Raw genomic sequence first — 23796 nt, 5'->3', positions numbered from 1 at the left:
ATGAAAAACACACGAGCCGGGCGCTTCACTGCGCTGCTGAAACACTGCGTGCCGTTCGTCGCGGCGGTTGCGGTCACCACCGTCGCGAGCCTCGGCTTCGCGGGTCCGGCGCGCGCCGCCGACAGCGAGCAACTGAAGCACGGCGAATATCTCGCCCGCGCGGCGGACTGCATCGCCTGCCACACGTCGAACAGGAGCGAACCGTTTGCAGGCGGCGTGCCGTTCAACCTGCCGTTCGGCACGATCTATTCGACCAACATCACGCCCGACAGCACGAACGGTATTGGCGGACTGAGCGACGCGGAGTTCATCAGCGCGGTGCGCGAAGGCAGATCGAAGGACGGCAAGCGTCTGTACCCGGCCATGCCCTACACCTCGTACACGCAAATGACCGACGCGGACATTCTCGCGATTCGCGCTTATCTGCGCACGGTCGCGCCGATCGCCAAACCGGCGCCGGCGAACACGCTCGGCTTCCCGTTCAACCAGCGCTGGGCAATGGTGTTCTGGAATCTGTTCAACTTCAGCTCGGGCCGCTATCAGCCCGACGCCACGAAGAGCGTGGAATGGAATCGCGGTGCGTATCTGGTCGGCGCGCTCGCGCATTGTCAGGAATGCCATACGCCGCGCAACTTCATGCAAGGTCTGTCGGGCAAGTCGCTGGCGGGCGCGCAGTTGGGCAACTGGACCGCGTACAACATCACGCCGGATCGCACCGCGGGCATCGGCGGCTGGAGCGAGGCTGAACTGATCGCTTATCTGCGTGACGGCGCGGTGCCGGGCAAGGCGAACGCGGCCGGCCCGATGGCGGAAGTGGTCGAGAACAGCACCCGCTTTCTCACGCCGGAAGATCTGAAGGCGATGGCCGTTTATCTGCGCAGCGTGCCCGCTCACAACGCCGGCGAAACGCAGCCGCGCTTCGCGTACGGCTCGCCGATCCAGTCGGTGAACCAGATTCGCAATCAGGCGCTGACGGTGCTGGGCGGCGGCGCGCCGGCCGATGGCCGCACGCTGTACAACGGCAATTGCGCGAGCTGCCACGGCTGGCAAGGCAACGGCGTGGGCGGCGCGGCGGCCGGCGCTTACCCGTCGCTGCTGCACAACAGCGCTGTCGGCGCCGCGACGCCCGACAATCTGACGATGGTGGTGCTGCACGGCGTGAGCCGTCAGACCAACGCAGGCCACGTCGTGATGCCGGATTTTGCGGATCAACTCAGCGACGCCGACGTTGCCACCCTGGTGAACTTCGTGTCGAGCCAGTTCGGCAACCCGGCGGCCACGACCAGCGCACAGAAAGTCTCGAAGATGCGCTGAGCGCCTGCTCGCATCCACGCCGGGGGCGCTCCATGCACCCGGCGTGTCTCTCCCGTTACCTCGAGCAAATCCCCGGCGTTCAGACGGTGCGTGACGGAATGTCTTCCGTCGGCATAGTCGCGCCCATCGACAGAAAAAAAGCAGATGAAACAGAACAACCCGACCCGCGACATGCTCGTCAAAACCCTGCTCGCCACGGCGGCGACTGCGGTCGCCCTGCCGGCCAGCGCGCAGAGCAGCGTGACGCTGTACGGCGTAGTGGACGATGCGCTCACCTACGTCAGCAACCAGAGCGGCCACGCCAACGTTTACCTCCGGCAGGGCAATCTCTATGCGTCCAAGTTCGGCATCAAGGGCACGGAAGATCTGGGCGGCGGCCTCGCCGCGATTTTCGACCTGCAGGCCGGTTTCGATACGAACACCGGCGCGGCCGCGTCGAGCGGCTCGCTGTTCAACCGCCAGTCGTACGTCGGGTTGAGCCAGCGCGGTTATGGCGCGGTGACCCTCGGCCGTCAGTACACCCCGTACTTCCAGTTCGTCGGGCCGCTGTCGTCGGTCAATCTGTTGACCGGCGCGACCGGCGCGCATCCGGGCGACCTCGACGGCATGGATACCACCATCCGCGCGAACAACGCCGTGGTGTACACGTCGCCGCAGTGGTATGGCATGCAGGCCAGCGTCATGTATGCGGCCGGCGGGATTGCCGGCAGCACCGGCCGCGGCCAGAGCTGGAGCGGCGCGTTGCGCTACACGCGCGGCCCGCTGGCCCTCGCGGCGGGTTATCTGCAGATGGACAACGCCTACACGAGCACCACGAGCGCGGCGTTCGATTCGACGTCGACGGGCGGCTTCGGCGTGTCGGCCGTCAACCGCGGCTATGTGAGCGCGCGCTCGGTGCGCGACGTCGCGCTGGCGGCTAACTATGCGTTCGGCGCCGTGCTGGCAGGGCTCAGCTATTCGAATGTGCGTTATCTACCGGGCGCGCGCTCGCTGTTCACGGATACCGCGGCTTTCAACACTTATGGCGCGTTTGCGCGCTGGAGCCTCACGCCGGCGGTGGATATCGCCGCAGGCTATTCGTACACGCTGGCCTCGAAAGCGAACGGCGTGGATAGCGCGGCGCGTTATCAGCAGGTCTCGGTCAGGCAAAGCTACCGGCTGTCGAAACGGACCTCGCTCTATGCGCTCGAAGCGTGGCAACACGCGGGCGGTCAGACGCTCGATGCGTCCGGCGGGGTCATCGATGCGGCGCCGGTGGTCGGCGACTCGCAGAATCTGACGCCGTCGTCCACGCGTTCGCAATTCGTCGGCATGCTGGGGATGGCGGTGTCGTTCTGACTACCGCCCGGGCGGCTAGAACTTCGGATGACATTCGAAGTTCACCGACGACGCGTGCGTGCTCATCGGCTGCACGCCGCTGACGGTTTCCTCGATCACGCTGCTCTGCATGCCGCGACGCTCGCAGTATTCGCGCGCCTCGTTGACCGCCTCTTCATGCGCGCGTGCCCACGCCATGCGACCGCCCGGCGCGCTGGCGGCCACCGAATACGTATTCGGCTTGCCGGTAGCGACGACGTCGCTCGCGGACGCGCAGCCGGCAAGGGCTGCGCAAGCCGCCACTGCAACTACCAATGCGCGAGAACTGACGCTCCACCCGCGTAGCGACCCGCCCAAAACCTTCCTGGGCCATTGCTCGGCGTTCCACGCCCGCGGCCCGCTCTCTGTGTGCTCGATCATCCGACACCCGCTCAACCAAAAAAATCAGGTTCGGCATTATGCGCAATCGCGCGAGCGAGATCATCCTGGCAGAGCCGAAAACACTGTTGCCGACACATGAACAATCGGCCCGAATCACCGCCTATCGGGCTCTTTGAGCCCCACAACGGCGCGTCGTCATGCCGCGGCACGAGGGTTGCTTCCCGCTTCCCATTGCCGACACGTGGCGCCCTCCGGAGTACGCAGCAATGCCCGATCAGCAACCTCTTCCGCCCAGACCCGCGCTGGCAGCCGACGCCCGCGGCATGATCGGCAACATGACGACCACCGCGCTCGTCTCGCTGCGCGGCTCGATCGATTTCATGTGCTTTCCTCGCATCGATTCGCCGGCGATTTTCACGGGTCTGCTCGAACCCGCGCGGGGCGGCGCGTTTTCGATCGAACCGCGCGACCCGCGCGCCAACGTCAAGCAGATGTATCTGCCCGACACCAATGTGCTGCTGACCCGCTTCATGACGCCCGACGGCGTCTGCGAACTGTTCGACTTCATGCCGCTTGCCGATAGCGGCACGCGGGTTGGGCAAGACGCCGGGTCAGTGCTGCCGAACTGTGTGATCCGCGTATTGCGGATGGTGCACGGCCGCATGTCGTTCCAGATGCGCTGCGAGCCCCGCTTCGACTACGCACGCGACAACTCGACGGCGAGCCGGTTGACCGGGGACGGCGCCGTGGAATTCGGCGCCGGCGATTCCAGCCCGCTTCTGCTGCTGCAAAGCACGCAATCGCTGGACGCAAACGACGGCGTCGCGCACGCCGAATTCGAACTGTGCGATGGCGAGTCGGCCGGATTCACGTTCGGCGAGGCAGAAGCGCTGCGTCAGGGCGAGTTCAACGGTTGCGGCGATTGCGAAGCCCTGCTGGCCGGTACGATCCGCTACTGGCAGGGCTGGTCGGCGCAGTCGACTTATCGCGGCCGGTATCGCGAAGTCGTCATGCGCTCGGCGCTGACCTTGAAACTGCTGAGTTCCAGCGAACACGGCGCGATCGTCGCCGCGCCGACGTTCGGACTTGCCGAAGCGCTCGACGGCTCGCGCCGCTGGGATTATCGCTTCACGTGGATTCGCGACGCCGCGTTCTCCGTGTACGCGTTGCTGCGGCTCGGCTATACCGGCGAGGCCCGGCATTTCATGAAATGGATTGCCGAGCGCAGCCGTCATTGCGACTCGGACGGCTCGCTGAACGTGATGTACACCGTCGACGGCAAAACCCCGCCGGAAGAAAGCGAAGTCGCGTCGCTCAAGCGTGAAGGCGACGCCGGCGCACCGCTGATCGGCAACGCCGCGCGCGATCAGACGCAGCTCGACGTGTACGGCGCGTTGCTCGACGCGATCTATCTGTACAACAAGTACGGCGCCGCGATCTCCTACGAAGGCTGGCGCGACGTGACGCGCACGGTCGACTACGTGGTCGATCACTGGCAGGAACCGGATCACGGAATCTGGGAATTCCGCAACGGTCTGCGTCCGCTGCTGCATTCGCGGCTGATGTGCTGGGTGACGGTCGATCGCGGGCTGCGCCTTGCGGAAAAGCGCTCGCTGCCGGCGCCGCTCAAGCGCTGGTTCGAAACCCGCGACGCCATTCACGCCGACATCCACGAAAACTTCTGGAACGACGAACTCGGCTCGTTCGTGCAGACACCGGGCTCGAAGATTCTCGATGCGTCCGCGTTGATGATGCCGCTCGTACGCTTTATCGGACCCACCGATCCGCGCTGGATCAGCACGCTCGACGCGATTGGCGGCGAACTCAAGGTCGATCCGCTGATCTTCCGCTACACGCGTGGCGCGACGCTGGATGGTCTGCCGGGCGTCGAAGGCGGTTTCAGCGCCTGTTCGTTCTGGTATGCCGAAGCCCTGGCGCGCGCCGGACGGGTCGACGAAGGTCGGCTCGTGTTCGAGAAGATGCTCGCTTACGCAAATCACGTTGGGCTGTTTTCGGAGGAAGTGGCGACCAGCGGCGAAGCGCTCGGCAATTTCCCGCAGGCGTTGACGCATCTCGCGTTAATCAGCGCGGCGTACCAGCTGGACCGGAATCTGGACAAGGTTCACGTGCCGTGGACCTGAGCCTGGCTTCCGTCTAAAAATCGTTCAGCGGCGGCAGCGCGGAAGCTGTGCGACGTCTATGCTGCTCGGCTTTCGCACTGTGCAGCGCCGCGCGGAGGGCCGGTTGCATGTCTTTCCATTGCGGTTCGGGAGTGGCGTGGGCGTCGTAGTGGGCCATCACCGCGTCTACCATGTGCGTGACGTCGGGCTGCTGCGAATGTTCGGGATGGGCGAGATTTTCCATCCGCGCCGGTCGGCCGAACGCCCGGCTACGATCGATCCACCGATACAACGCCGGAATCGTGCGATGTAAATCGCCACGACGCGCAAGCGCACGAAGCTGGCGCCAGGCGAGCGCATCGCTGTCGAGATAGCGCTGATGCGCTGCACGAATCGCATGCATCGCCCGCCGGAAATAGCTCGCGATAGACCTTCGCATCCACAGCAGGAAAACGAGCGCCAGCGCGATAACGCCGCCGGTCACCCACTGCCGCGCGTGAATCACCAGAATCCGGTGCGGCATGCCCTGACCGATGACTTCGGCGGGGATCGAGAAAATCGGCCGTTCGTGCACCGCCGAGACCGAGAACGTCCTGGCCGGCAAGACGATTTTTTCGGGCTTCTGTGTTGCGCTGTTCCACCATTCGATGACGACCGGGGGCAACGTGAAGCGGCCTTTGCGACCCACGACATAAGTCGCGCTGTCGATGCGTTCACCCGCCACCAGGCCGACCCGGTCCTGCACGATGTTGCGGGTAACAGGCGCACCCGGATAGCGCCTGGCCCCGTCGATCTCGCCGAGCGCGAGCGGCGGAATCATCATCGATTCGCTGCCCGCCGCGCGCTGCGTGACGGTGCGGGTGATCGTGTCGCCGGTGCGCAACGGCTCGGCCGACGACGTGATCGTCTGGGTGGCGCTCAGGCTCGCGGTCGGGAAGAAGGTAGCCATGTCGCGCGCGCCCGGCGGCAAGGTCGCTACCAGTTCGAGCGCGGGTGTCGTCAGGCGGACCGGCACGCTTGCCCCGCCGGGATGCACCGTAATCGCAAACGGCGCGATGTCGTAGGTCTTTCCCGCGCGCGGCGCGATGCGGTAGGCCCGGCGCACGCCGAACCAGCGCACGCCGTCGATATCCTCCGACAGATTGTCGGCCTGTTCGTCCGGCAGGCTGACCAGCGCGTCGTCCAGCGTAAAAAGCGGCCAGTCCGGCGCCTCGGTGAACCACGTGGTAGTGAGCAGGTCGACGACGAGTTTCACTTCGCTGCCCGCTACGACCGGGCCAGCAGGCTCGAGATGCGCACGCGCCAGTAAGCGCGGCGCCGGGTCGGCGAAAGCGGGAGCCGGCATCGCCGCGTAGAAGCTTGCCAACAAGGTTGCCAACACCAGGCACAGCAGCCGCACGATCGACGCCCGACGCCAGGCGCACGCGACTCGCACGATCCGGCCTGTCATGGCGCGACCGGCGCTTTCGCATCCGACTCCTGGGCGAAGCGTTGCTGCAGAAAAACCGCCGGGGACGTCGTCAGGTTGCGCATCCACATGTCTTCACTCGGACGCGGTGCGCCGACGATCACCGTCGTGGTGCCACGGCCCTTCTTTTTATCGACCTGAACCTGGTCGGGCTGATCCTGATCCGGGTCGGATTCGTCCTCGTTGTTTTGCGCGAGCAGCTTCTGCAGCAACGCGCGGTTCGCGATGGCCGCGTGCAGGCCTGGCTGCAACTGAAGCGCGTTGTCGTAGGCTTTGATCGCCGCCGCGTAATCGTCGAGAAACGCAAAGCTGTTGCCCATGTAGAAATACGCTTCTGCCGACTTCAGCCGCGAAAAGCTGGCTAGCGCGCCGCTGTAATCGCCCGCCAGATAGTGCGCGCGGCCCTTCCACATTGGATCGTCGAAACGTTGCGCGGCCGCCTTGTAGTCGCCCCGCTCGAATGCCCAACGGCCCTGCTGATCGTGTGTGGCGAACAGATCGATCCAGCGCCAGCCGGCCGCCTGCGCTTCGTGCGGCATGCCATAAAGCGTCAGCGACAGGAGCACTGCCGCCAGCCATCTCACCGTCCAGCCTCGACGGAAACTCCATAGCGCCAGCAGCAGCAACGGAGCGAGCAGCCAGTAGCCGCTTTCCTTCCAGCGCGGGACGATTTTCGATGCCTGCGCTTCTTCGAACCAGGCTTGCGCGCGGTGCTGGACCCAGACGATGTCGTCGTCATCGGCGCGCAGGCTGGCGAGCGGGATGCCGGCCTGATCGGCGACCTTGCGGATCGCCGCGGCGTCGAAGCTGCCGACGAGCGGCCGGCCCTGTGCATCCATCTCGATGCGGCCATCGGGGCCGCGCTGCGGCGCGCCGTCTTCGGCGCCCACCGCCAGCCATAGAAGCTGATGCCGGATGCTTCTGGCCTTCTGCACGAATGCGTCGATTTGGTCGGTGTCGAAGCCGTCGCTGATGAATACGATGGTTCCGACCGGCGATCCGGCGGCCGGCGATCCGGCGGCCGGCGATCCGGCGCCCGGCGATCCGGCGCCCGGCGATTTGGTGGCCGGCGATCCGCTCGCCGGCATTCCGCTAGCTCCAAGCGCCACCTCCGCGGCATCGCCTGCCAGCAACCTGTCCGCCACGTCCAGCCCCGCGGTCGCGTTCTTGCCGTCCCGCGGCATCAGTGAGGGCGCGAGCGCCGGCACGTACAGATCGAGCATTGCCGGATCGGCCGTGGGCGGCACGACCAGATGCCCCGTCGCAGCGAACACCACCAGCCCGGTCCGTGCGCCCGGACGCGCCCGCGCCAGATCCAGCACCTTCTGTCTGGCGCGTTCGAGCCGGGTCGGCGCCACATCGGTCGCATCCATCGAGCGGGCCAGTTCGAGCACCACCACCATCGGCGCCTTGTCCTGCTCGAACGGCGGACGCTCCTGTTGCCACGTCGGCCCGGCCGCCGCCAGCGCGCCGATGCCGAGCAGCAGGCCCAATGCATGAACCGGTTGCAGCGCCCGCCGCTTCGTCTCGCCAACGATCAGATGCTCGAGTAGCGCCGGCTCGATCAAACCACGCCAGCGCACGCGCACATCGTTGCGGCGCAGCCAGGCGAGCGGCAGGAGCAACGCCGGCAACAGCAGCCACAACCAGACGGGCCGCAGAAAATGGAAGGCGGTCAGATCAATTTCCATGCTCGACCTTCGCGTTGAGGGGCGGTTGCACAGGTTGCGCAGGTTGCGCCGATGACGCCGATGACGCGTCCCCCGGACGACGCGGTGCGCGCAGCCACGCAAACGCCAGTGCAATCAGGTGATACAGCGCGAGCAACGTCGCGGCTGCGGCGACCGGCACCCAGTAATACTCCCGTTGCGGACGGTAGCTCTCGCGTCTGACCTTCGCCGGTGTGAGCCTGTCGAGCGTGGCATACACGTCGGCGAGATCCTGCTCGCGGCCGAGCGCGCGAAACGAGCGGCCGCCGGTGAGACTCGCGATATGCGCCAACGCGTCGAGATCGACCTTGTCCTCGCCGGTCGTATCGGGGTCGCCGATGCCGATCGTATGAATCACCAGCCCATGGTTGCGGGCGATCCCGGCCGCGCGTTCAGGGGGAATCGCGCTCGCGGTGTCGTTCCCGTCGCTGAGCAGGATCAGCACTTTCTCCGGCGCCGGCGAGCGTTCCATCAGTTTGACGGTAAGCCCGATCGCATCGCCGATCGCGGTGCGCGGTCCTGCCATGCCGATCTGCATCTGCGCGAGGAGAATCTGCACGGCGTCGTGATCGAGCGTGAGCGGCGCCTGCGGATAGGCCGCGTCGCCGAATACCACGAGGCCGATACGGTCGCTTTTCCGGCGCGCGATGAAGTCCGCGACCACCCGCTTGACCGCGCTCAACCGGTCCATCCGCTCGCCGGCGGGATCGACGAAATCGCGCGTTTGCATCGAGCCGGACAGATCGATTGCCAGCATCAGGTCGCGTGCAGGCTCTTCGTGGACGATCGGCGCTTCCACGTAGACGGGCCTGGCGGCTGCCAGCACTAGCAGGCCCCAGAGCAAGGGCAGCAGCAAGCGCTGCAGCCAGTGACGACGCAAGCGTACGCCGCCGGGCGCGGGCTTTTCGCCGGCAGCCTCGGCCATCTCGTGAAAAAACGGCACGCGCACGGCCGCCGAGCGCGAGCGATAGGCGGGCACCAGCCACCACACCACGAGCGGCAGAGGCAGCAACGCGAACAGCCACGGAAAATCAAACTTCCACATGATGATGGGCAATCCAGTCGCGAGCGTGTGCGATGAGTGCGGCGGCCTCTTCGTCCGACACCGCCGCGATCTGCGCAGGCGGGGCGTAGCTGACCAGCGCGAGCAGCGCGCCGCTGCGCGCGTCGAACCGGCCATGCGTGCGCTCGATGAACGCGAGCCAGGCCGCGCCGCTCAGTCCGGCGACCTGGGCGCGCGGCGCCGCGGCCAGTGCCGTCCGCTTGAGCAGGCCCGCGAGCGCGGCGAGCGCCGCCGCGCGCTCGCTCGTCGCCGCGACGGCTTCGAGTTGCGCCAGTTCGGCGAGCGCGATGCGTCGATAGCGCTGCGCGGCGCGGTGGCGTCGCCACCCGTAGACGGCGAGGCCAAGCACACCGAGCAACACCACCGCGACGCCGATCCAGCCGGGTGTGGACGGGACATACGACACCGGTGCCGGCAGCGGCAGTTCCTGCAAGGCCTGCAGTTGCCCGGTCGCGTCCGGAGGATGCAACGGCGCTTGCGGTTGCGGTTGCGTTTGCGGTTGCGTTTGCGGTTGCGGTTGCGTTTGCGGTTGCGGTTGCGTTTGCGGTTGCGGTTGCGGTTGCGCTTGCGGTTGCGATTGCGATTGCGCTTGCGTCTGCGAACTCATAAGCCGCTGCCCGCGCCGCGGCGCGTCCGCTCGCCGAATAGCCGGCGCACCTGCTCGACACTCGATACAGCGGTAGAAATGGGCATCATCGGCACGCCGCTCGCGCGCAACAACGCGTCGACCGCGGCCACCCGTTCGCTGAACAGCGCCGCGAGCGGCTCGCGCACGCGCGCTTGCGCGGTGCGCAATTCGACCTGCAGATGCCCCTCGCTCACCACCAGGCTGCGAAGCGCCGGCACCGGCTGCGCCATCTCCCGCCCGAGCGGATCGAAGATCAGCGCTGCGACGACGTCGTTATGCGCGGCCAGTTGCCGCAACAGCCGCCGCGTGCGTTCGCCCGCGCCCGCGAAATCGCTGACGATGCAGATCAGATAGTCGTGCCCCGCCAGTTGCAGCACGCCTTCGAGCGCGACATCCAGTTGCGCGTAATTCGTCCGCGCCGAACTCTGGGCATGCAGCGCGCGGTTCATCGAAACGAGCGAGCCGAACAGCGTGCCGATACGGCTGCGGCTTCGCAACGGCTTCACCCGCACGATCCGCTGATCGTCGAACAGCACGCCGCCGACCCGGTCGCCCGCAGCGAAACCCATCCACACCGCGAGCGCCGCGACCTCCGCCGCGACTACCGACTTGAACGCGCGCCGCGAGCCGAAGAACATGCTCATGCGCTGATCCACGACGACCAGCAACGGCCGGTCGCGCTCCTCGGTATAGGCGCGCACTTGCGGCTTGCCCAGACGCAGTGAGACCTTCCAGTCGAGATGACGGATATCGTCGCCCGGCAGATACGCGCGAATCTCCTCGAAGTTGAGGCCCCGGCCGCGCAAACGCGACGCATGACTGCCCGACAGCACGCTCGACACCGGCGCGGGCGCGTGAAAGGCGAGCCCGCGCGCGTGCAGTTCGAGTTGCGCCAGATGGGCGGCGTCGACATACACGCGACCGATGGCCGGGTTCGCCATTGCCGTGTCATGTATGGCATCGACAGTCTCGTTCTGCATTCCTGTTAATTCCGATACCGAGGCAGAAGCCATACCGCTCTCCCCTGGTTGGGACCACTTCATCGGCCGGCAAGCGCCGCCTGTCGTTGCGCCGATCAGGCCGGTACGGCGACTTTTTCGATCAGACGGTCGATGACCGCGTCGGCGCCGATGTTCTCGGCGTTGGCGTCGTAAGACAGGATCAGCCGATGCCGCAGCACCGGATGCGCGATCGCGCGCACGTCGTCGGGCGTGACGAAGCTGCGCTCGGCGAGCCACGCCTGCACGCGGCTCGCCCGATCGAGACCGATGGACGCGCGCGGACTCGCGCCGATCTCGATCCATCTGCCCAGTTCGGGATCGAGCGCCGCCGCGTGCCGGGTCGCGTTGACGAGCGCCACGATGTAGTCGTCGATGGCCGGCGCGACCTGGATGTGGTGAATGTTTTCGCGCACCGCGAAGATGACGTCCTGCGCAAGCACTGCCGGCGGCACGGAGTCGGTCGCCGTCTCGCGCCGCAGCAATCGCAGCATGTCGACTTCGCTCGCCGGCGCCGGATAGTCGATCAGCACCTTCAACAGAAAGCGGTCCATCTGCGCTTCCGGCAATGGATAGGTGCCTTCCTGCTCGATTGGATTCTGCGTGGCCATGACGAGAAAAAGATCCGCCATCCTATGTGTTTTTCCCGCCACCGAGATCTGCCGCTCTTCCATGGCTTCGAGCAAAGCCGATTGCACCTTGGCCGGCGCGCGGTTGATCTCGTCGGCGAGTATCAGGTTGCCGAACAACGGTCCTGGCTGAAAACTGATCGTGCGTTGCTCGCCGCTTTGCAACAATGTCTCGGCGCCGGTGATATCGGAAGGCAACAGGTCGGGCGTGAACTGGATGCGGCTCATGGTCGCTGCGAGACGCGTGGCAATCGCCTTGACGGTCCGTGTTTTGGCGAGCCCGGGCAGGCTCTCCAGCAAGACGTGTCCATCCGCCAGCAATGCGATCAGCATCTGGCGGACAACGGCTTGCTGTCCTACTACCGCTTCGTTGACACTCGCTTCGAAGCGCAGGATGGTGTCGCGCATGCGATAAACACTCCACGTATTGAATGGCCAATTTATCTGGATACCGATGTTTACCGTGAAGTACGTTAGTGCACGAAGGTTATTTCGTCAAAGCTTGTTCTCGATCGAAAAAAAACCGTGATAAGTGTTTAAAAACTTGCTAGCCTCCGTCCTACCTGCTGATGCCTTATTTATTCATATTCGGTATCGCTAAGCTTCTTTCTGTGCAAAAGATAATTGACCTAATTTATTCGACGGGCCAGAAGCTTTAACCACGAGAGATAAGCAATGATCAGTTCACGACACCGTGGGCCGGCAACGCCTGCCCGCCCGGTCGGCGCGTCCTCGCCTGCTCTGGCGCACACGCCTCGCATCACACCTCGTTACCGCAAGCTCATGCTCTGGACCGCGCTTCTCGTCATGCTTCCCGCATGCGTCGGCGCGGCGGTCAGTTGGGCAGTCGGCTCGCATGCGGCGAATCGGACGCCAGCGGTCCAGGCCGTGTATGGCGACGGCGTGAAAGGCCCGGTCGAGATGGCGTGGATCCCCGGCGGACAATTCCTGATGGGCAGCGATTCGAAACAGGCGCAAGCCAACGAGCGACCTGCTCATCCAGTGCGAGTACACGGCTTCTGGATGGACCGCCATCACGTGACCAATGCGGAGTTTCGCGCATTCGTTCGAGCCACCGGCTATGTCACCACGGCCGAGAAGAAGCCGGACTGGGAAACCCTGAAAGTGCAATTGCCACCCGGCACGCCGCGTCCGCCCGAGAGCGCGATGGTGGCGGGCGCAATGGTGTTCGTCGGCACCAACCAGCCGGTGCCGCTCGACGATTATTCGCAATGGTGGCGCTATGTGCCCGGCGCGAACTGGCAACATCCCACCGGGCCTGATAGCGACATTACCGGCAAGGACGACCACCCGGTCGTTCAGGTTTCCTACGAAGATGCCGAAGCCTATGCGAAATGGGCCGGCAAACGTCTTCCCACCGAAGCCGAATGGGAGTTCGCCGCGCGTGGCGGTCTCGACCAGGCCACCTATGCGTGGGGCAACCAGTTCGCACCGGACGGCAAGCAGATGGCGAACGTCTGGCAAGGCCAGCAACCGCAGTCGTTCCCCGTGGTGAGCCCCGTGGTGAGCCCTGTGGTGAGCCCGGCAGTGAATCCGGTAGTGAATCCGGTCGTGAGCCCGAAAGCCGGCGGCGCGATCGGTACGAGCCCGGTCGGCACGTTTCCGGCGAACGGGTATGGCTTGTCCGATATGACGGGTAACGCGTGGCAATGGGTTGCCGACTGGTATCGCGCCGACCAGTTCCGGCGCGAAGCGACGAGTACCGGCGTGATCGACGATCCGGCCGGTCCGCGCGCGTCGTGGGACCCGTCCGAACCCGGCGTGCCGGTGGACGCTCCCAAGCGCGTGACGCGCGGCGGCTCGTTCTTGTGCAACGAGGCGTACTGCCTCAGCTACCGCCCGAGCGCGCGGCGCGGCACCGACCCGTACAACAGCATGTCGCACCTGGGCTTCCGTCTCGTGATGGACGAAGACACCTGGAAGCACCAGCCGCTTGCCCGTCAGGCATCGGCACGCGCCGCCGGCGTGAACGGTGGCTGACATGCGCACATAAGAAAAACGTCGCTTCGATTCGTAGAAACAGGTCTCGTGGGTCCCGCGCCACTCCGGTTGCGGACTCCTCGAGCCACGTCGTCATGCAATCACCATGGAGCTCAGATGCCATCTGCCCGTCTGCCTGCCGGGACGCCGCGCGCCGCCAACGCGCGCAGCGTGACTTTTACCTCGACGCTGATGGTCGCGCTCGGCGCGCTTTGTCTGGCGCTTGGCGTCGCCGGTTGCAGTGCACCCGGGAACGTCGGTAACCCTGCCGTCACCCACGCCGCGCCAGACTCCGCAGCAGTCGTTGACACCCACACTGCGCTTCCCTCCTGGCGCAACGGTGCCGCGAAGCAGACCATCGAATCCTTCGTCGCCGACGTGACCCGCCCGGGCTCGCCGAACTTCGTGCCGCCTGCCGGGCGCATTGCCGTATTCGACAACGACGGCACGCTGTGGAGCGAACAGCCAATCTATTTCCAGTTCGCTTTCATGCTCGATCAGGTCAAGGCCGCCGCGCCGAAACATCCGGAATGGCAAAGCAATCCGGCCTTCAAGGCGCTGGTCGCCAAAGACTACGGCGCGCTCGCGAGCGAGTCGAAGCAGATGCTGCAACTCGTCACCGTCGCCAACAGCGGCATGACCGTCGACGAGTACGACAAGACCATTCGCGACTGGCTAGCGAGCGCGCGTCATCCGAAGTTCAACCGGCCGTACACCGAGCTCGTCTATCAACCGCAACTGGAGCTGCTCGCCTACTTGCGCGCGAACGGATTCAAGACCTTCATCGTGTCGGGCGGCACGATCGAGTTCATGCGGCCGTGGGCCGAGAAAGCCTATGGCATTCCGCCGGAGCAGGTCATTGGTTCGAGCCAGCTCGTGCAATACGAAATGCATGACGGCCGGCCCGCGCTGGTGCGCGAACCAAAACTCGATTTCGTCGACGACGGCCCGGGCAAACCCGTCGGCATTTATCGCAACATCGGCCGCAAACCGATTCTCGCGTTCGGCAATTCCGACGGCGACCTGCAGATGCTGCAGTACACCATGTCCGGCCCCGGTCCGCATCTCGCGCTGCTGGTGCATCACGACGACGCCGTGCGCGAGTTCGCTTACGACCGCGCGTCGAAGATCGGCAAGCTCGACCACGCGTGGGATACGGCGATTGCCGAGCACTGGACCGTGGTCAGCATGAAAGACGACTGGCAAACCATTTTTCCCGCGGCCGCGCCATAACCGGCGCGCTGCGGGAACGCGAGCCGCGCCTCGTCGCGGCCGCTACGAGGCAACCCGGGCGCACACGGAACGCGCATCGGGTGGAAAAGCAGTCAACTCCTTTGGAGCGACAACATGATCAGGTTCCTGCAGAGTAAGCGCTATGCGATAGGGGCGGCGACCATCGCCCTTGCCGCATTCACGGCGCTGATTCTTCCTTCCATCAACGCGCCGGCGCAAACCCAGACGCCGACGAAACCCGTCACCGGTCCGGCCGGCAGCGCGCCGCCAGCCACCGCTGCGCCCGCCGCTGCACCCGCCGCTGCGCCCGCCGCTGCACCCGCCGCTAAAAACTCCGCCAAGCCGAACATTCTCGTGATATTCGGCGACGATATCGGGCAGGCGAACATCAGCGCGTACACACGCGGCGTGGTCGGTTACCGCACGCCGAACATCGACCGCATCGCCAGCGAAGGGATGATCTTCACCGACTACTACGCCGAAAACAGTTGCACGGCGGGACGCTCGTCGTTCATCACCGGTCAGTCGCCGCTGCGCACGGGCCTCTCGAAGGTGGGTGCGCCGGGCGCGCCGGTCGGTCTGCAGAAGACCGACATGACGATTGCCCAGGCGCTCAAACCGCTCGGCTATGCGACCGGCCAGTTCGGCAAGAACCATCTGGGCGACAAGAACGAGTACCTGCCGACCAACCACGGTTTCGACGAGTTCTACGGCAACCTGTACCACCTGAACGCGGAGGAAGAACCCGAGCGCCCGTACTGGCCGAAAGACCCGAACGACCCATACGTGAAGAACTTCGCGCCGCGTGGGGTGATTCACAGCACCGCCGACGGGAAGGTTCAGGACACCGGTCCGCTCACGACCAAACGCATGGAAACCATCGACGACGAAACCGGCGCGCATGCGGAAGAGTTCATCCGCAAGCAGGTCAAGAACGGCACGCCGTTCTTCGTCTGGATGAACTACACGCGCATGCACGTGTTCACGCACGTGCGGCCCGAGTTCAGAGGCAAGAGCGGCATGCCCGGCAACGAGTACGCGGACGGCATGTGGGAACACGACCAGGATGTCGGCAAACTGCTCAAGCTGCTGGACGACCTGAACATCTCGAAGAACACCATCGTCATCTACACGACGGATAACGGTCCGAACCAGTTCTCCTGGCCGGACGCGGCCACCACGCCGTTCCGCAGCGAGAAGGATTCGAACTGGGAAGGCGCGTTCCGCGTGCCGGCGATGGTGCGCTGGCCGGGCCATATCCAGCCGGGCTCGACGTCGAACCAGATGTTCTCCGGGCTCGACTGGTTCCCGACGCTGGTGGCCGCAGCGGGTGACGGCGGCGTGAAGGACCGGCTCATGAAGGGCTGGGCGCCGAAGGCCGGCGGCGCGAGTTTCAGGAATCACCTCGACGGCTTCAACCAGTTGCCGTTCCTGACCGGCCAGACCACCAAAGACCCGCGTACCGAGTTCTACTATTTCGACGACGACGGCCAGCTCGTCGCAATGCGCTGGGATCAGGACGGCACCGCGTGGAAAGCGGTGTTCTGCGAGCAGCGTGCGAAGGGCAACCTGGACATCTGGCAGGACCCGTTCGTGTGTCTGCGTCTGCCGAAGGTGTTCAACCTGCGCATGGACCCGTACGAGCGGGCGGACATCACGTCGGACCAGTACAACGACTGGCTCGCCAAAAACGCCTACCTCACCGGTATCGCGACGATGAAAGCGTCCACGTTCCTGCAGACCTTCGTCAGCTACCCGCCTAGCCAGCGGCCGGCGAGCTTTAGCGTCGACGGCGTGCGTCGCCAGGTCGACCGGAAGATCGACGAGTCGTTCAAGAAGCGCGGGCTCGAGTGACGGCTCGTCGTGTCACTCGTGTCGCTCGTGTCGCTCGCGTAACGCCGGCGGCCGCGGTCGCGCCGCTGGCGTGGCCGGTCGTGCCGCTCGTCTGGCCGCTGCTGATGCTGCTGGCATCGGGCGCGGCCTCGCTCGTTTATCAGGTCTTATGGATCAAGCAACTGGCGCTCGTCGTCGGCGTGGACGTGCAGGCCGTCACGGCGGGCGTCAGCGCTTTTTTTGGCGGCCTCGCGCTGGGCGGCTGGATGTTCGGACGGCTGGCCGACCGGCTGGCCGTCCGCCTGGTTCAGCCGCTGCGTCTTTATGCCTGGCTCGAAGGCGGCGTGCTCGTGCTGGCGCTCGCCAGTACGGCGGTGTTGCCTCATGCGGCGGCGCCGTTCGCGTGGCTGCAGGACAGAACCGGCCCGCTCGCGTGGATCCTGCCGTTCGCGCTGGTCGGCGTGCCGGCCGTACTGATGGGCGGCACGCTGCCGGTCCTGATGCGCGTTCTGGAACCCGCGTCGCTGCAGATGGGCCGCATCGGCGCGCGGCTCTATGCGGCGAATACGGCTGGGGCCATCGCCGGGACGCTCGCCGCGAGTTTTATTCTGATTCCACGGTTCGGTGTGTTCGGCAGTGCGTTGGCGGCTGCCTGTCTGAATGCGGCTGCCGCGCTGATCGCGGCCTTGCTCGCGAAGCGCTTTAGCGCGCTCATGCCGGCGCAGCCCTCCGCCCCACTCACGCCACTCACCCAGCCGATCCAGAACGCGCCTCGGCTCGCGTTGCTGCTGTACGCACTCGCCGGCGGCGTCGCGCTCGGCTACGAAGTAGTGTGGTCGCAGGTCATCGTGTCGTTCATCAGCACCCGCAGTTTCGCTTTCGCGGTGGTGCTGGCCACCTATCTGCTCGGTCTTGCACTCGGTAGCGCACTGGCCTCCCGCCGGGTCGACCGGGCGCGCGATCCGTGGGGCACCTTCGCGCTGCTGATCGCGGCCGCCGGACTCGTCGCGCTGCTGGAAATTGCGTTGCTGGGCGGCTGGCTGTCGCATGGGCAGAGCCTCGCGCGACGTGCCGCGCTCGGCGCCACCGACAACCTGCTGGCCGCCATGTGCGCGGGCTTCGCCGTGGCGGCCGGCTACATCGTGCTGATTCCCACGCTATTGCTAGGCGCCGCGTTCCCGTTCGCGCTGCGCCTGAACGTGGATCGTGAGCACACCGGGCGCGATGTCGGCACCGTGGTCGCACTCAACACCGCCGGCGGCATCGCCGGCACTTTGCTGGCGGGCTTCGTTCTGGTGCCGGCACTCGGCCTCGTGCACACGCTCGCGGCGCTGGCTATCGGCGCGGCCGTCATAGCGTCGATCGCGGTGTGGCGCGGCACCGGCGTCCGGCCGTGGGCGCGCTGGGGCGTGGCGGGGCTCGCCGTGCTGACGCTCGCGGGCGCGGTCGCCACGCCGAAGGACCGGCTCGCGAACTTGCTCGCTCAGGCCCGCAGCGGCAGCCTGCGCTTTTATGAGGAAAGCGCCGGCGGCACAGTGGCCGTCGTCGAGCAAGGTGCTGCGGACCGGCCCTTTCATCGGCTCTATATTCAGGGCGTGTCCAATTCCGGCGATACGCTCGCTTCGCTTCGCTACATGCGGCTGCAAGCGCTGCTGCCCTTGCTGATCCATCGCGACACGCCGCGCTCGGCGCTCGTCATCGGGCTCGGCACCGGCATTACCGGCGGCGCTTTGCTCGCGTGGCCGGGACTCACGCAACGGGTGGTCGCCGAACTGCTGCCGGCAGTGGTGCGGGCCGCGCCGCAGTTCAAAGGCAATTACGGCATGAGCCGCGATGCCCGCATGGACATCCGTCTGCGCGACGGCCGGCGTGAGTTGCTACGCAGCGACCAACGCTACGACCTGATAACGCTGGAACCGCCGCCGCCTTCCGCGGCGGGTGTCGTCAATCTGTACTCGACGGATTTTTACCGGCTGGCGGCGTCGAGATTGCAGCGCGGCGGGCTCGTCGCACAGTGGCTGCCCTTGCCCACCCAGAACGAAGAAGACACGAAGGCGCTGATCCAGAGCTTCATCCAGGTGTTTCCGCACGCGGCACTGTGGACCACGGAGTTGCACGAGATGATGCTGGTCGGCTCGCTGGAACCGCTCGAACTCGACGTGCCGCGTATCGCGTCGCGCTTCGCGCAGCCGGGTGTCGCGACGGCGCTCGGCGAGGTCGGCATTGCGTCGCCGGCCGCGCTGCTGGCTACGTGGATTACCGACCGCGCCGGTCTCGCTTACTACGTCGCCGATACGCCGCCCGTCACCGACGACCAGCCGCGCATCGAGTACGCGAGCTGGGTGCGCCGCGACGCGTTTCCGGCGACGCTGACGCGGCTCCTCGCGCTGCGTACCGAGCCGCCGCTCGTCGGCGCGAACGATGCCTTCGTCGCCGGCATGGCGACGAGCCGCAACGCGCTGCTGAGCTTTTACGCGGCGGGGCTCGACGCCTATCGCGGTGAGCGCGGGAGCTGGTCGCAGGACCTCGGCAATGCGCTGCGGCTGGACCCGGACAATGCCTACTTCCGGTGGCTGGTCGGCAACGGCGGTTGAGCGGAGCTGGTGATGCTACGTCTCGGCCTCCGCGTAGCTTCGTTCACGACCTTCTCAGCGGCTTCTCACGGCCCTCTCACGGCCCTCTCACGACCCCGCTCACGGCGATGAAGCGCCACCCGCACCAGCGGCGGAATCCGGCGACGTGGCGTCGTCGGGCGTCGGGGTCGGCGCCAATGCCGGCTCGCTGTCGCCGCGCACGGCGCCATCCACGGGAGCCCGCGACGCGGGCGAGTTCGGCACGTCGAGAATCGGCGGCTGCGCGCGCGGAGCGATATCGTCGGCCGGCGCACCCGTGGCGGGCGCGGCAGACTGAGCCGCCGAGCTAGCGTTAGACACGTTAGACCCGTTAGACCCGCCAGCCCCGCTCTGCCCACCCGCCGCCGCCCGGCGCGGCCCATTGCGCGTGCTCGCCGTCGTTACCGGCTTGACCGGCGCCTTCGCGAACAGTTGCTGGAACCAATCCCGCAAACGCGCGGAGCGCTCGTCGAACCAGCCCGGCGTCTGATCCGTCGCGAAGCGCACGCGCGTATCCACCAGTCTCGCCCGCTGCGCGCGCTGGAAGAAATCGCCGACGATCGGCAATGCGCTATGCGCCCCTTGCCCCCAGTAGTCGCTGCGCAAGGTCACGCGGCTATCGTTGAAGCCGACCCACGCCCCGGCCACCAGTTGCGGCTGGATCAGAATGAACCAGCCGTCCGCATTGCCCTGGGTCGTGCCGGTCTTGCCGGCGACGTCGCCCCGCACGCCGAAGCGGCTGCGGATGCTGGCCCCCGTGCCACGGCTCACCACATCGCGCATCACGTCGACGAGCGTGCGCGCCGTGTCCGCGGGCAACTCCTGTTTCGGCGAAACCGGCGCGAAGTCGGCCAGCACGTCGCCCTTGCGATCTTCGATACGCGTGACCATGACCGGCTCCACGTAAGCGCCGAGATTCGCGATGGTGCTGTACGCGGAAACCATCTCCTTCAACGTCACCGGACTCGTGCCGAGCGCGAGCGACGGCACCGGGTCGAGTTCGCTGTCGCGCACGCCCATCGCGCGCGCGAGCCGGGCGACCTTGTTCGGCCCGACGCTTTCCATCAGCTGCGCGGTAATCCGGTTGCGCGAATACGTGAGCCCGTCGCGCAGGCTGATGGCGCGATCGCTCGGCTCGTCCTCGTCGCCTGGCTTCCAGATTTCGCCGCCGGCCAGCGGAATTTCCACTTCCTTGTCGATCAGCGTATCGGACGGCTTCGCGCCGTTCTCGAACGCGGCCGCATAGACGAAGGGCTTGAAGGTCGAGCCCGGCTGACGCCGCGCCTGCTGCACGTGATCGAACGGGTCCTGGCCGAAGTCACGGCTCCCGACCCATGCCCTGATCTGCCCGTTACGCGGGTCCATCGCGAGAAAATCGGCCTGCACGCGGGTCTTGGCGTCGCACACGTTCTGCACGAGATCGCGGTTGGACGACACGCGTTTGAGCGCATCGTCGTCGGTCAGACCGGCGTCTTTTGCGGCCTTGTAGTCCGGCGTTTCGCGCAGGAACGTCGCCATCAGATCCTTGTCGCCCGAACAGGCGGCGCGCGCGCGCCAGGCGGAATTGGCGATGCCCTGCAACTGATTGCCCTGCAGCGTGACCGCCTGCGTCGCCATGGTCTGCAGGCGCGAATCGATCGTCGTGCGCACCACCAGTCCGTCGGCGTACAGGTTGTAGTCGTTGCGATCGGCCCAGGCGGCGAGCCACTTGCGCAACTGCTGCGTGAAATGCGGCGCGGGTCCCGGCGGCTCGGTCTGCCGCTCGAAGTCGATGCGCAACGCGCGCCGGCTCAACGTGTCGTACGCGGCGGGCGTGAGCTTGCCGTACTTGACCATCTGCGCGAGCACGGTATTGCGCCGCTGCAACGCGCGATCCGGATTCAGAACCGGGTTGTAGTAGCTATTGCCCTTCAGCATGCCGATCAGCGTCGCGCTTTGCAGCACGTTCAGCTCGGATGCCGATTTGTCGAAATACGTCCGCGCGGCCATCTCGATGCCGTACGCGTTGTACAGAAACGGCACCGTGTTCAGATAGGTCTCGAGAATCTCGTCCTTGGTATAAAGCGCTTCGATCTTGAGCGCCGTGATCGCTTCCTTGAGCTTGCGGTTCAGCGTGGGCGCACGTCCGATCTCATCCGGGTAGAGATTACGCGCGAGCTGCTGCGTGATGGTCGAGCCGCCCTGACGGTCGCCGGAAAACGTATGCAGCGCGGCCGATCCCGTGCGGCGCCAGTCGAGCCCGAAGTGCTGATAGAAGCGATGGTCTTCGGTCGCAATCAGCGCGTTCACGACGTTCGGCGAGATATCCGCGAGCTTGACCCACTGACGGTTGGACGGCTTGAATTCGGCCAGCAATTTGCCGTCGGCGGAAAGAATCTGCGCCGGCTGTTCGACCTTGGCTTTGCGGATGTCGCCGATACCCGGCGTGAACGGAATCAGCAGCAGCACGTACAGCACCGCCAGCAGCGGCAGCGCCGCGCAGGCCCGCAGGACGCCGCGCCGGGTGGGATGACGCACATGCCACCACGCCTGCGCGATAAGCGGGTTGAGCAGTATCAGCCCGCTCTCGAGGGCCGCCAGAAAATGGCTGAAAAGGCGCTTCACACTGGCCTACTGTGGGCTTGGAAAGGCGCCATCCTACCAAGACCCGGCAGCGCACCCGAATTCCGCCTCGGGAGGCCCGTGCCGCGCATGCGGATTCAAGACCCGCGGCGCTTGCCGGCAAACATTCGCGGCCCACTATAATGTCGCCAATTTCGACAAGAGGTGCTTCATGATCATCAAACCGCGCGTGCGTGGCTTCATTTGTGTATCGACCCACCCGACCGGCTGTGCAGCCAACGTCAAGGAACAGATCGACTACGTCAAGGCACGCGGCCCCATCGCCAACGGCCCGAAGAAAGTGCTCGTGATCGGCGCATCCACCGGCTATGGCCTCGCCGCGCGCATCAGCGCCGCCTTCGGCGCCGACGCCGCCACCCTCGGCGTGTTCTTCGAACGCGCCGGCAGCGAAACCAAGGCCGGCACGGCCGGCTGGTACAACACCGCCGCCTTCGAACAGTCCGCGAAGGAACAGGGCCTGTATGCGAGCAGCATCAACGGCGACGCATTCTCCGACGCGGTCAAGCAGCGCACCATCGAAGTCATCAAGCGCGATCTCGGTCAGGTCGATCTGGTGGTCTACAGCCTCGCTTCGCCCAAACGCACGCATCCAAAGACCGGTCAGGTGTTCAACTCGACGCTCAAGCCCATCGGCCACGCGGTCAACCTGCGCGGCATCGACACGGACAAGGAAGTCATCAAGGAAACCGTGCTCGAGCCGGCCACCCAGGAAGAGATCGACAACACCGTCGCGGTGATGGGCGGCGAAGACTGGCAGATGTGGATCGACGCCCTGCTGGAAGCGGGCGTGCTCGCCGATGGCGCGAAGACCACGGCCTTCACGTATCTCGGCGAGAAGATCACGCACGACATCTACTGGAACGGCTCGATCGGCGCGGCCAAGAAGGACCTCGACCAGAAGGTGCTGGGCATCCGCGAAAAGCTCGCCGCCAGACACGGCGATGCGCGCGTGGCCGTGCTGAAGGCGGTCGTCACGCAAGCCAGTTCCGCGATTCCGATGATGCCGCTGTATCTGTCGCTGCTCTTCAAGGTGATGAAGGAGAAAGGCACGCACGAAGGCTGCATCGAGCAGGTGTACGGTCTTTACAAGGACAGCCTGTACGGCGCCGAGCCTCATCTGGACGACGAAGGCCGCTTGCGGGCGGACTACAAGGAACTCGACGCCGACGTGCAGTCGCGCGTGCAGGCGCTGTGGAATCAGGTGAGCGACGACAATATCTATGAACTCACCGATTTCGCGGGCTACAAGACCGACTTTCTGCGTCTGTTCGGCTTTGAGATCGCCGGCGTGGATTACGAGGCCGACGTGAATCCCGACGTGCAAATTCCGGGACTCGTGCAGGTTTAACCACGTCCATTCTTGCCGCGGCCCGGGCAACCTGCCGGGCCGCGGCCAGTCAATTTGCGCAATCGATGGATCAGCAGGGGAACTCGGCTTGCAGCGAACGCAAGATCGCGAGACCGACCGGGAAGTCGTCCGAAATGCCCGGGTGATTCTTGAAAAACAGATCGAGCAACGGATAAACGTTCTGATTGCCGATGGCGAGCGTTTGCGGCGGGCAGTACAAAGCCGGACGCTTTTTCGCCACCAGATCGCCGTTCGCCCAGCCGAACGCGTTGATCGTACCGGTGATATACGCGGCGTAGACCGAGTTGTTATCGGCGTGCGCCCACTGCTTGTATTGCGCGGCCGTCATTTCGGCGCTTGCGTTCAGGGTAAAGCACGCTATCGCGAGGCCCAGCAGGAAATTGGAAAGCCGCATCGTCGCCCCTTCAGGCTGTGTCGAAAAGCGGCCATTGTAGGCGAGTCGGATGCGGGCGCGCAGAAGCGCAGGCATCGCCGTTGGCGGCATTCGGCGAACGCGGCG

At 65.7% G+C, this 23796-nt stretch carries 17 protein-coding genes; 8 read left to right on the top strand and 9 right to left on the bottom strand.

Annotated elements, in window-relative coordinates; all coding sequences use genetic code 11:
* A complete protein-coding gene (locus FQ746_RS05355; protein ID WP_144107881.1) occupies nucleotides 1–1314 on the top strand; it encodes a c-type cytochrome in 1314 nt (437 codons plus the stop codon).
* Nucleotides 1315–1458: 144 nt separating this feature from the next.
* On the top strand, nucleotides 1459–2652 hold the full coding sequence (locus FQ746_RS05350) for a porin (RefSeq protein ID WP_409932365.1): 1194 nt from the start codon (nucleotides 1459–1461) through the stop codon (nucleotides 2650–2652).
* Nucleotides 2653–2667: 15 nt separating this feature from the next.
* Here FQ746_RS05350 and FQ746_RS05345 read toward each other — a convergent pair whose 3' ends face one another.
* On the bottom strand, nucleotides 2668–2946 hold the full coding sequence (locus tag FQ746_RS05345) for a hypothetical protein (RefSeq protein WP_260853905.1): 279 nt from the start codon (nucleotides 2944–2946) through the stop codon (nucleotides 2668–2670).
* Between the two features lie 332 nt (nucleotides 2947–3278).
* Here FQ746_RS05345 and FQ746_RS05340 point away from each other — a divergent pair, with 332 nt between their 5' ends.
* Nucleotides 3279–5153 carry a glycoside hydrolase family 15 protein gene (locus FQ746_RS05340; RefSeq protein ID WP_144107880.1) on the top strand — a complete coding sequence of 625 codons (1875 nt, stop codon included), beginning with the start codon at nucleotides 3279–3281 and terminating at the stop codon, nucleotides 5151–5153.
* Between the two features lie 13 nt (nucleotides 5154–5166).
* On the opposite strand, the gene FQ746_RS05335 is transcribed toward FQ746_RS05340, so the two are convergent.
* The 6 genes from FQ746_RS05335 to FQ746_RS05310 all read right to left on the bottom strand — a co-directional run bounded on the left by FQ746_RS05335 (nucleotide 5167) and on the right by FQ746_RS05310 (nucleotide 12035).
* A complete protein-coding gene (locus FQ746_RS05335) occupies nucleotides 5167–6582 on the bottom strand; it encodes a BatD family protein (protein ID WP_144107879.1) in 1416 nt (471 codons plus the stop codon).
* On the bottom strand, nucleotides 6579–8291 hold the full coding sequence (locus FQ746_RS05330; RefSeq protein ID WP_144107878.1) for a VWA domain-containing protein: 1713 nt from the start codon (nucleotides 8289–8291) through the stop codon (nucleotides 6579–6581). Before FQ746_RS05330 ends, FQ746_RS05335 begins: the two co-directional genes overlap by 4 nt.
* Nucleotides 8281–9354 (bottom strand): vWA domain-containing protein, encoded by a 1074-nt coding sequence (locus FQ746_RS05325; RefSeq protein WP_144107877.1) that lies wholly within the window; start codon nucleotides 9352–9354, stop codon nucleotides 8281–8283. Before FQ746_RS05325 ends, FQ746_RS05330 begins: the two co-directional genes overlap by 11 nt.
* On the bottom strand, nucleotides 9341–9979 hold the full coding sequence (locus tag FQ746_RS05320) for a DUF4381 domain-containing protein (RefSeq protein ID WP_144107876.1): 639 nt from the start codon (nucleotides 9977–9979) through the stop codon (nucleotides 9341–9343). Before FQ746_RS05320 ends, FQ746_RS05325 begins: the two co-directional genes overlap by 14 nt.
* Nucleotides 9976–10941: a DUF58 domain-containing protein gene (locus tag FQ746_RS05315; protein ID WP_144107931.1), complete on the bottom strand. Its 966-nt coding sequence runs from the start codon at nucleotides 10939–10941 to the stop codon at nucleotides 9976–9978. Before FQ746_RS05315 ends, FQ746_RS05320 begins: the two co-directional genes overlap by 4 nt.
* A 134-nt stretch (nucleotides 10942–11075) precedes the next feature.
* Nucleotides 11076–12035, bottom strand: a complete 960-nt coding sequence (locus FQ746_RS05310; RefSeq protein WP_144107875.1) for an AAA family ATPase — start codon at nucleotides 12033–12035, stop codon at nucleotides 11076–11078.
* 375 nt (nucleotides 12036–12410) lie between these two features.
* Between FQ746_RS05310 and FQ746_RS05305 the strand changes: the two genes are divergently transcribed.
* The 4 genes from FQ746_RS05305 to FQ746_RS05290 all read left to right on the top strand — a co-directional run bounded on the left by FQ746_RS05305 (nucleotide 12411) and on the right by FQ746_RS05290 (nucleotide 19288).
* The gene (locus tag FQ746_RS05305) at nucleotides 12411–13628 is read left to right on the top strand and encodes a formylglycine-generating enzyme family protein (RefSeq protein ID WP_144107874.1); all 1218 of its coding nucleotides are present in this window, start codon (nucleotides 12411–12413) and stop codon (nucleotides 13626–13628) included.
* 192 nt (nucleotides 13629–13820) lie between these two features.
* Nucleotides 13821–14861, top strand: coding sequence for an HAD family hydrolase (locus FQ746_RS05300; RefSeq protein ID WP_144107930.1), 1041 nt, complete (start codon nucleotides 13821–13823; stop codon nucleotides 14859–14861).
* 114 nt (nucleotides 14862–14975) lie between these two features.
* Nucleotides 14976–16715, top strand: coding sequence for an arylsulfatase (locus tag FQ746_RS05295; RefSeq protein ID WP_144107873.1), 1740 nt, complete (start codon nucleotides 14976–14978; stop codon nucleotides 16713–16715).
* Nucleotides 16716–16819: 104 nt separating this feature from the next.
* Nucleotides 16820–19288, top strand: a complete 2469-nt coding sequence (locus tag FQ746_RS05290; protein ID WP_186310650.1) for a fused MFS/spermidine synthase — start codon at nucleotides 16820–16822, stop codon at nucleotides 19286–19288.
* A 99-nt stretch (nucleotides 19289–19387) separates the two neighbouring features.
* On the opposite strand, the gene FQ746_RS05285 is transcribed toward FQ746_RS05290, so the two are convergent.
* Complete coding sequence (locus FQ746_RS05285; protein WP_144107872.1) at nucleotides 19388–21910, bottom strand: penicillin-binding protein 1A; 2523 nt, start codon at nucleotides 21908–21910, stop codon at nucleotides 19388–19390.
* A gap of 169 nt (nucleotides 21911–22079) precedes the next feature.
* Between FQ746_RS05285 and fabV the strand changes: the two genes are divergently transcribed.
* A complete protein-coding gene (gene fabV / locus FQ746_RS05280; protein WP_144107871.1) occupies nucleotides 22080–23276 on the top strand; it encodes an enoyl-ACP reductase FabV in 1197 nt (398 codons plus the stop codon).
* A 70-nt stretch (nucleotides 23277–23346) separates the two neighbouring features.
* On the opposite strand, the gene FQ746_RS05275 is transcribed toward fabV, so the two are convergent.
* Nucleotides 23347–23691 (bottom strand): hypothetical protein, encoded by a 345-nt coding sequence (locus tag FQ746_RS05275; protein WP_144107870.1) that lies wholly within the window; start codon nucleotides 23689–23691, stop codon nucleotides 23347–23349.
* Between the last annotated feature and the right edge of the window lie 105 nt (nucleotides 23692–23796).

The sequence above is a fragment of the Paraburkholderia sp. BCC1886 genome (assembly GCF_900996245.1).
GTDB lineage: Bacteria > Pseudomonadota > Gammaproteobacteria > Burkholderiales > Burkholderiaceae > Paraburkholderia.
Note: the sequence above shows the minus strand (reverse complement) of the source record. Positions and strands in the feature narration are given on the sequence as shown.